This is a genomic window from Brevundimonas diminuta ATCC 11568 (genome assembly GCF_000204035.1).
GTDB classification, from domain to species: Bacteria; Pseudomonadota; Alphaproteobacteria; order Caulobacterales; family Caulobacteraceae; genus Brevundimonas; species Brevundimonas diminuta.
In genome coordinates this window covers 1314067-1322191 of the sequence record NZ_GL883086.1, presented here as the reverse complement: position 1 = coordinate 1322191, position 8125 = coordinate 1314067, and the positions used below count along the sequence as shown (strand labels likewise).

10 protein-coding genes and 1 pseudogene are annotated in these 8125 nt (G+C 67.4%); all 11 read left to right on the top strand.

Going from position 1 to position 8125, the window contains the following annotated elements; translation table 11 throughout:
- The coding region (locus BDIM_RS10295; RefSeq protein ID WP_248601212.1) for a hypothetical protein at nucleotides 1-220 on the top strand (220 nt) is incomplete at its 5' end.
- Nucleotides 217-489 (top strand): hypothetical protein, encoded by a 273-nt coding sequence (locus BDIM_RS10290; protein ID WP_003165534.1) that lies wholly within the window; start codon nucleotides 217-219, stop codon nucleotides 487-489. The genes BDIM_RS10295 and BDIM_RS10290, both read left to right, overlap by 4 nt.
- Entirely contained in the window at nucleotides 486-869 is a 384-nt protein-coding gene (locus tag BDIM_RS10285; RefSeq protein WP_003165533.1) for a M15 family metallopeptidase, read from the top strand. The genes BDIM_RS10290 and BDIM_RS10285 overlap by 4 nt, the downstream gene beginning before the upstream one ends.
- Nucleotides 866-1309, top strand: coding sequence for a hypothetical protein (locus BDIM_RS10280; RefSeq protein WP_003165532.1), 444 nt, complete (start codon nucleotides 866-868; stop codon nucleotides 1307-1309). Before BDIM_RS10285 ends, BDIM_RS10280 begins: the two co-directional genes overlap by 4 nt.
- 7 nt (nucleotides 1310-1316) lie before the next feature.
- Nucleotides 1317-1499 carry a hypothetical protein gene (locus tag BDIM_RS10275; protein WP_003165531.1) on the top strand — a complete coding sequence of 61 codons (183 nt, stop codon included), beginning with the start codon at nucleotides 1317-1319 and terminating at the stop codon, nucleotides 1497-1499.
- 209 nt (nucleotides 1500-1708) lie between these two features.
- Complete coding sequence (locus BDIM_RS10270; protein WP_003165530.1) at nucleotides 1709-2515, top strand: flagellin; 807 nt, start codon at nucleotides 1709-1711, stop codon at nucleotides 2513-2515.
- A 111-nt stretch (nucleotides 2516-2626) separates the two neighbouring features.
- Nucleotides 2627-3430 (top strand): flagellin, encoded by an 804-nt coding sequence (locus BDIM_RS10265; protein WP_003165529.1) that lies wholly within the window; start codon nucleotides 2627-2629, stop codon nucleotides 3428-3430.
- Between the two features lie 92 nt (nucleotides 3431-3522).
- Nucleotides 3523-3804 (top strand): flagellar protein FlaG, encoded by a 282-nt coding sequence (locus tag BDIM_RS10260; protein ID WP_003165528.1) that lies wholly within the window; start codon nucleotides 3523-3525, stop codon nucleotides 3802-3804.
- Between the two features lie 134 nt (nucleotides 3805-3938).
- Nucleotides 3939-4763, top strand: a complete 825-nt coding sequence (locus BDIM_RS10255) for a flagellin (RefSeq protein ID WP_003165527.1) — start codon at nucleotides 3939-3941, stop codon at nucleotides 4761-4763.
- A gap of 247 nt (nucleotides 4764-5010) precedes the next feature.
- Nucleotides 5011-7728 (top strand): NHL repeat-containing protein, encoded by a 2718-nt coding sequence (locus BDIM_RS10250; RefSeq protein ID WP_003165526.1) that lies wholly within the window; start codon nucleotides 5011-5013, stop codon nucleotides 7726-7728.
- A gap of 79 nt (nucleotides 7729-7807) precedes the next feature.
- Nucleotides 7808-8125, top strand: a pseudogene (locus BDIM_RS17945) (hypothetical protein); the annotation flags it as partial.

Sequence of the window (8125 nt, the reverse complement as noted above, 5' to 3'; positions counted from 1 at the left end):
GCGTGGTCTGGCTGACGGCGGTGGGGTGAGCGCCATGATCCGACGCCTGCATCGCATCATCGACGCCGAGGACGCCCTGTCGCTCGGCGAACTGGAGCCGCTGTTGGACGAGGAGGCCTGGGCCGCGCCCGATCGCCTCTCGGCCGACGACTGTTTCGACCACCTGGGCGGCGACTGGCGAAGCTCGGCCGCGCCTCATGACCCGGAGGATGGGCAATGACGTCTGAGCATCACGACAAACCGGCCGCGCGTCCGCAGGAGCTGGCCGAGGGCCGCTGGCTGTGGCGGCGTCTTTATGTCTATGCGGCCAGCCTGGCGCTGTGGCTGCTGTTGCGGCTGGCGGTGACGCGGGCGGCGGCGAACGACCTGCCGCGCATCGCCGAGGGGCTGATGGGGCTGATGGCCCTGATGCTGCTGCTCTATCTGGTGGCGCCCAGCGCCCAGCAGATCGTCAATCTGGCGCGACTGCGCGCGGGCGGGAAGCCATGAGCTTCCGTCTGTCGCAACGCTCGCGCGAGCGGCTGAAGGGCGTCCATCCCGATCTGGTCGCGGTGGTCGAGGCGGCCATCCTGCTGACGCCGGTGGACTTCATGGTCACGGAGGGGCTGCGGACGCCTGCGCGTCAGGCGGAGCTGGTCCGGGCCGGGGCTAGCCGGACGTTGAACTCGCGGCACCTGACCGGCCATGCGGTCGACGTGGCCGCCTGGGTCGACGGCGGGGTGCGCTGGGACTGGCCGCTGTATCCGCGCATCGCCGGGGCGTTCAAGGAAGCGGCTGCGGCTGCGAGCGCGCCGCTGATCTGGGGCGGAGACTGGCCGCGCCTGCGTGACGGACCGCATTTCGAACTGGATCGGAGGGCCTATCCATGATGGGCCGTTTCCTGCGGATTCTGACGCCGCTCGGCTGGTGGGCGACGATGCTGGCGACGGGCGTGTTGTTGCTGATCGTCGGGCGGGGGTTGGGCTTGCGCTGGGATCCGCTGCACCTCCAGGCGCGTCGGCTGGAGGCGGCCCAGCAACGCCTCGATCGGGCGCAGACCGAGGCGTCCGCCCGAAGTCTGGAGGCCGCCGCACGCGCTCGCCAGCTCGAGGATCTCGACGCCTTTCACCGCAACGCCCAGGCCGTGACGCAGGCGACCGTCGCGGCTGAAACCCGAGCGAGGACCGCTGATGATGCTGATACGCCCCTGGACCCTGATCGCGCTCGGCGTCTGCGCGAGCATGACCGCGAACTGTGCCGCCTCGCGCCCGTCTTCGCCGGTTGCGCCGCCCCGGCTGATCCTGGTCGAGGCGGCGACGCGGCCCTGTGAACTGGCCATGCTGCCCGAGCGTCCGACGGCGGCGGATCTGGAGGCGGCCTATGTGCGGCGCGGCGCGCAGGTGGCGGCGTGCGACGCCGCCAGGCGCCTGGCTGTGGAGACGCTGAAGGCCGAACGCGATTTGATCGACGCCTGGGCGCAGGGGCGAAAGGAAGCTGGGCCGATATTGCCGAGCGACTAGGCAAAAAGCGCCGAGCTGCCGGGGGAATGGGCAAATATTGCCGGGTTCGGCGGCATGGTTTCCAAAATCTAACGCTGAAAAATCAAGGCTGTGCGTTCGAGATGGGTCTGGCGCCGCCTGGCCCGCTCCTTGCGGTCATGGCCTGCGAGCAGAAAGCTCCCGGCAGCCAAAACGGCGTCGGACATCGTCGAAGACAAAGGACAGCCAAAATGGCTAACAGCATCAACACCAATGCTGGCGCTCTCATCGCCCTGCAGAATCTGAACGCGACGAATCGTGACCTGAACGTCGCGCAAAACCGCGTGAACACGGGTCTGAAGGTCTCCACGGCCAAGGACAACGGCGCGATCTTCGCCATCGCCACCGCACAGCGCGCTGAAATGGGCGCTCTGGATTCGGTGAAGCAGTCCATCCAGCGCGGTCAATCGATCGTCGACGTGGCCCTGGCCGCCGGTGAGACCATCACCAAGGCCCTGGAAGAACAAAAGAGCCTGGCGGTCGCCATCGCCTCTTCGACCGGCGCGGCTCAAACGGCCTACCTGGCCGACTACAACGCCCTGGGCGGTGAAATCACCAAGGCCCTGGCCGGCGCGACCTTCGACGGCGTGAACCTGTTCTCCAACACCACGCAGCAGTCGGTTCTGACCAGCACCTCGGGCGCGACCCAGAACATCGGCACGGGCGCGGCGATCACCGTCGCCACCACGGCTACGCTGACGGCTCCGGCCGACGCTACGGCCGCTCAGGCTGCGATCACGGCCGTCGACACCGCCATCAGCGGCTTCACCGCCGAACTCGGCAAGCTGGGCACCCAGTCGAAGTCGATGGAGCGCCAGCTGACCTTCGTCAGCAAGATGCAGGACTCGCTTGAAGTCGGCATCGGCAACCTGGTCGACGCCGACCTGGCCAAGGAAAGCGCCCGCCTGACGGCTCTGCAGACCAAGCAGCAGCTGGGCGTGCAGGCGCTGTCGATCGCGAACCAGTCCAGCTCGATCCTGCTGGGCCTGTTCCGCTAACGCTGAAGGCGGCGGTTGAAGCCGCCGCCTGACCACCTCTCGCTACCGAGCAGAATGCTCACCGACGCCAAAACGGCGTCGGCCATCGTCTGAAGACAAAGGACAGCCAAAATGGCTAACAGCATCAACACCAATGCGGGCGCGCTCATCGCCCTGCAAAACCTGAACGCGACGAACCGCGACCTCAACGTCACGCAAAACCGCGTCAACACCGGCCTGAAGGTCTCCACGGCCAAGGACAACGGCGCCATCTTCGCCATCGCCACGTCGCAGCGCGCTGAAATGGGCGCTCTGGACTCGGTGAAGCAGTCGATCCAGCGCGGTCAGTCGATCGTCGACGTGGCTCTGGCCGCGGGCGAGATCGTCACGAAGGCTCTGGAAGAACAGAAGGGTCTGGCGGTCGCCATCGCTTCGTCGACCGGCGCGGCTCAAACGGCTTATCTGGCTGACTTCAACGCCCTGGGCAATGAAATCACCAAGGCTCTGGGCGGCGCGAGCTTCGACGGCGTGAACCTGTTTAGCGCCAATACCGACGCGGTGGAGGTTCGTACGGGTACCGGAGCGGGCGCTACTTTCACGCTGAAAGCCGCCGGTGGAGCCGCCACTACTGTAGCGACGGCTACCGGCACGGCTGACGCGACCACCGCCACGGCCGCTGCGGTCGAGGGCGCCATCACGGCCTTCACCGCCGTGCTCGGCGACCTGGGCACCAAGTCCAAGTCGATGGATCGCCAGTTGACCTTCGTCAGCAAGATGCAGGACTCGCTTGAAGTCGGCATCGGCAACCTGGTCGACGCCGACCTGGCCAAGGAAAGCGCTCGCCTGACGGCTCTGCAGACCAAGCAGCAGCTGGGCGTGCAGGCGCTGTCGATCGCGAACCAGTCCAGCTCGATCCTGCTGGGCCTGTTCCGCTAATCCGACGCGGTTAGGGAAGGGGCGGGCCGCTGGGTTCGCCCCTTTCTCGCGTCGTTTGAGACGGGAGGCGCGGCAGGTCCGCGCAGAGGGATATGGCTGACAATGTCGCAGGAGTTTCCAGCGTAACCTATCTGGACCGCGAGCCGCAGGGCGTCGTGGCCGAGGCGAAACCCGCTGTTCAGGCGTCGCAGAGCGCAGCCGACGACGCCGGTCGCTACCGATTGACGATCGAGCGCGAGTCGACGGGCTATGTCTACAAGACCCTGGATCGCGTGACGGGAGAGGTGATCCGCCAGTTTCCCCGCGAGGAAGTGCTGAAACTGCGCCAGAGCCCAGCCTACGACGTCGGGAAGATCATCAAGACCGAAGCCTGATCTGCGCTCCTAAACAACGAAACGCCCCTCGGCATGGCCGGGCGGCGTTAACAGGCGTTGCGACGGCGTTAACCATACGCTCAGGAATCAGCGTCATTAATGCTCGCCAGAATCGGATCTGAGGCGAGAAAGCCATGAGCAACAGCGTAATCACCAATGCGTCGGCGCTTGTCGCGCTTCAGAACCTGAACGCCACCAACTCCAAGCTGGCGGCGACCCAGAGCCGGGTGAACACGGGCCTGAAGGTGCAGGGCGCCAAGGACAACGCCGCGACCTGGGCCATCGCCCAGAACCAGCGCGCCGACATGAGTGCGCTCGAATCGGTCAAGACCAGCCTCAACCGCGCCACCTCCTTGGCGGACGTCGCCCTGGCCGCAGGGCAGCAGATTTCCGATATCCTGGTCGAGTTGCGCCAGAAGGCGACCGCCGCGGCCGATCCTTCGGCGTCGGCGGCGACGCGCAAGGCCTATGACGATGAGTTTCAGGCTCTGCTGACATCGCTGGGATCGTTTGCGGCCAACGCTTCTTTTGACGGCGAGAACATTCTCGACGGCAGCTCGACCACGGCGCTGGATTTCCTCGCCAACGCCGACGCCTCTGAAACGATTTCGATGAATCGTCAGAATCTGACTCTGGCCGGGCTCTCGTTGACCGGGCTGGACCTGACGACCGAAACCAATGCAACCGCTGGCCTGACGGCCATCGAGGCGGCCTTGACCGACGCCAACGCCAAGCTCGCCGAACTGGGCGCTCAATCCAAGCAGATCGAGAAGCACACCCAGTTCGTCACCAAGCTGATGGACTCGCTGGAAGTCGGCGTCGGCAACCTGGTCGATGCGGACATGGCGCGTGAAAGCGCGCGACTGCAGGCTCTGCAGGTTCAGCAGCAACTGGGCGCTCAGGCGCTGTCGATCGCCAACCAGGCGCCGCAGATCATCCTGTCGCTGTTCAAGGGCTGATCGCGGCCTAGCCCAGCCGTCGCTGCGCGCCGTGTCCTAGCGACAAGGGGGGCGGCCGACGGCGGGTCGGTCGAGGGATCAGGCCGTAGAGGCTCATCAGCCTCATCAATATCCAGCGCACGCGTGACATGGGCAGTCTCACCTCGGCTGTGGCGAGGCGAAAAACGGCGGTGTTCGGCGCGCGGTTCCTGGCGACTGTTAAACAGTTCGTTACCGTGGCGGGCGATGCTGACGGGCGGAGGTTTGCTTGGCGGCCATCAACAACAGTTATCTGCTGGGTCTTTTCGGCGCCGGAGCGGGTCTCGGCGGCCTGCCTTCGGCCGCGCCTGCGGCCAAGCCCAAGACCCAGCCGACGGCGCCCTGGAGCCTGGACGCCAAGGAGAAGCCGAGCCAATCGGAGCTGCTGCGCTCGGCGCTGAGCGGACGCAAGCTCGTCAACGAAGAAAACGCGGTGCTCGACGTCAAGGGCGCCTCTTCGAGCGACTATCGCAAGATATTCGCCCTGTATCAGGGGCTGACGATGCTGGAGGCCCTGACCACGCGGGCGGGCGAGCGCAACGTGGGACGACTGGAGTCCGATCAGTTGTCTCGGCGCTTCGCCTCGGGCATGGCGGAAGTGACGGACTTTCTGGCCTCGGCCCAGTTCGACGGCGTGCGGATCGTTCAGGGCGTTTCGGCTTCGCAGAGCCAGTCGACGGCGGCCGTGGCCCGCGACAGCTCCAAATATCTGACCGGCCCGATTCATGACGGCGCCCTGACCGACGAGGTCGCCGCCTTCCAGGGCGATGTGCGTTTCGGCGTGACGGCGAAGACGATCGCGGGCAGTCAGACGGTCGCCATCGACTTGGCCGAGATGGGGTCGACGCCGCGCACGATGGATGCGGTGCTGGAGCACATCAACGGCAAGCTGGAGGCGGCGGGCGTGCAGACCCGCATTCACCGCCAGATGATCGAGGCCGAGCCGCGGACCGTGAAGGTCGGCGATAAGACCATCACCTTGCCCGCCGGGCCGACGCGCTGGGGACTGACGGTCAGCGGAACCTCGGCGGAGACGATCAGCTTCGTTCCCGCAGAGGCGCGGGATTCGATCCAGGTGGTGCAGGGCGTCGGGACCAAGGGCGGTCACGAAGTGCTGAAGTTCGACCCGGACGGCAATCCGGTCGCAGGCGCGGGCGGCGAGAGCTTCTGGGTCGAGGGCCGCAGCGGCGTCTCCAACCTGCCGGACGGCGTAGAGACGGTGCGCGCCAGCGCTGCGGGGCCGGACGGCTCGATGTGGATCGTGGCCGACGTCAGCGCCGGCTCTTCCACGCAGCCGATCAAGGGCCAGGCCGACGTCGTCCTGATGAAGCTGGATTCGGCGGGCAATGTGGTGGTCAGCCGGGCGTTGGGCGCGGCCTCCAAGGCCAGCGGCTACGCCATCGCCGTGGATGCGGACGGACGGGTGGCGGTCGCCGGCTCAGTGGTCGGCGCCTTGGTTCCTGGCGAGGCCGGAGCTTCGGCCACGACGGCGGACAGCTTCGTCACCGTTTTCGACGCCGACGGCCGCGAGCAGTGGACCCAGAGGCGCGGCGCCAGGGCCGAGGATGAGGCCACGGCCGTCTCCTTCGGCGCGGACGGCCGGGTCTATGTGGCGGGACGGGCCAAGTCGGCCATGCCGGGCGCGCTGGCCGTGGGCGGCTGGGACGGCTACGTCCAGGCCTTCAGCGAAAGCCAGATCCACAGCCTGGCGCCGATCAAGGCGACCGCGACGGGCGCGGCCCAGTTCGGCACGGCGGGAGACGACAACGTCCAGGCCATGACCGTCGACGGCGATAATCTCTACACGGCGGGGGTCGAGAACGGCGCCTTCGTGCTGCGTCACTTCCGCGTCGGTCCGACCGGGGCGCCTGAGTTGCTGAGCGTGCGGAACCTGGGCGCGTCCTCGGGCGGCGAGATCGCCGGTCTGGCGGTGGCGAAAGGGCGGCTGATCGTGTCGGGGGCGACGGGCAACGGCGCCCTGAACGCGGGTCAGGTCGCCAACGCCCACGCGGGCGGGCAGGACGCCTTCGTCGCCAGCTTGTCCACGGACCTGACCGCTTCGGGCGCCGATCGGCTGACCTATTACGGCGGGGAGGGCGACGACACGGCCGCCGACGTCAAGGTGCACGACGGCAAGGTCTGGCTCACCGGCGTTTCGGACCGCCCTGTCGGCGCCAAGAAGGACGACCCCACGCGCGGCTATCTGGCGCGGCTGGACGCTCAGACCGGCCAGGTGGAATGGAGCCAGAGCTGGACGGCGGCCGAAGGACAGGCCAAGCCGCTGGCCCTGACGGTTTCGTCCGGCGGCGCCAGCGTTCTGGACCGGCTGGGCCTGCCGCAGGGCGAGATCGATCAGAGCGATTCCAAGGCCCTGGTCGACGCCACCGCTGTGCGCGCCGGCGACCGCTTCTATGTGCAGAATCCCGCGACTGGGCGGCAGACGGCCGTGACCATCGAGGCGAAGGACACGCTACAGTCCCTGGCGCGCAAGATCGAACTGGCCTCGGGCCGCCATCTCAAGGTCACGATCAAGACGGACCGGGACTATCTGACGGGCCTGGACGGCGACACGCGCGTGACCAGCGGCGGTGTCCAGCGTCTGTCGATCACCAGCGCCGACGGGCGGGCCGGCGCCGTGCTGATCCCCGGCGAAGGGGGGCGCGACGCCCTGGCGGGGCTGGGCCTGACGCCCGGCTTCATCGGCAAGTCGGCGGACGACAAGAAGAAGACCTTCGGGGTCAACCTGTCGCCGTTGCTCAACCTGTCCGGCGCCGAGGCCATCGCCAAGTCCAAGGATCAGGTGCAACTGGCGATCAAGGCCATGCGCGACGCCTATCGCGCCCTGTCGCCCGAAGCGTCAAAGCCGCCGGTCACGGGGCAGGCGCCGGCCTATCTGCAGGCTCAACTGGCCAACTATCAGGCTGCACTGGCGCGACTCACAGGCTAAGCCGGGGTGAACGGCGCTTTCGGTTGACGGCCGTGGGGCGGACGGGGTTAGTGGGGCCTTCGTTAGCGTTGAGAGCTGCATGGCCCTTTCCAAAGACAATCGCACGGTCCTGATCGTCGGCGCCGGCCTGGCCGTCGTCGGCGCGGTGGCGGCCGCCCTGGTGTTCAGCGGCGGGCGCGACGGACCTGTCGAGGCGCCGCCGGCGTCCAAGGGCGGACTGACCATCGATGTCGCCGAGGCCCCGACCCTGGAGCCGACGCGCGAGCTGCGTTGCTTCGTCAACGGACAGTTCGTCGGCCTGGCCACCCTGGCCGATTGCGCCCAGAAGAACGGCGTGGCCACCAGCGCCCTGGATGTCGGCCTGGATTCGACCGGCTCCCTGGTCGCAGCGCCGACC